The organism is Bradyrhizobium sp. CCH5-F6, from assembly GCF_001556045.1.
In the GTDB taxonomy this organism is placed as follows: domain Bacteria; phylum Pseudomonadota; class Alphaproteobacteria; order Rhizobiales; family Xanthobacteraceae; genus Bradyrhizobium.
The window spans coordinates 1-546 of record NZ_LSIC01000218.1; the positions used below are offsets into that span (position 1 = coordinate 1).

The 546-nt window shown below is 61.5% G+C and carries 1 pseudogene; it reads right to left on the reverse strand.

Features of this window, described 5'->3' with window-relative positions:
• Window positions 1-546 (reverse strand): annotated as a pseudogene (locus tag AX729_RS37785) (DUF1522 domain-containing protein); the annotation flags it as partial.

The following is a 546-nucleotide window of genomic DNA, read 5'->3' on the forward strand; positions in this document are numbered from 1 at the left end:
TCTTGTTGAAGTCCTGACGGATCTGCACCACCGAGAGGTTCGAACCGAGGCTCGAGGCTTCCGAGCGCAAGGTGCTCGAGGCGGCGTTCAGATTGGTCAGCACCCTGTTGGCGGCGGCGTTGTCGATGAAGTCGACGCCCACGGTCAGCGAGGCGAGGCCGAGGCCCTTGGAGTTGTAGGTCACGCCGGTGATGTTCAGGCTCGACTTTCCGGTCTCGTCGAACACCAGCTTGAGCTGATCGCCGTTCAAGAGGTTGACGCCGTTGAACGAGGAGTCCTGCGCCGTCGTGTCGATCTGGTTCAGGATGTTGTTGTACTGAGATACCAGGTTCGCACGGGACGTCTGTGCGACCGCATCCTGAACGGGAGTGGAAGCCGTCGAGAATGTCAGCGCAGATGTGAGCGTACCGCCGATCGCACCGCCCGCTGCAGTCGAGCCCAGCGTGGAGGAGGCATAGTCGTTGGACGCGGTGATGGTCAGGAGGCCGTTCGCGTCGATCGTCGCAGACAGGTTGTTGGCCTGGAGCTTCGAGTTGAGCTGGTCCA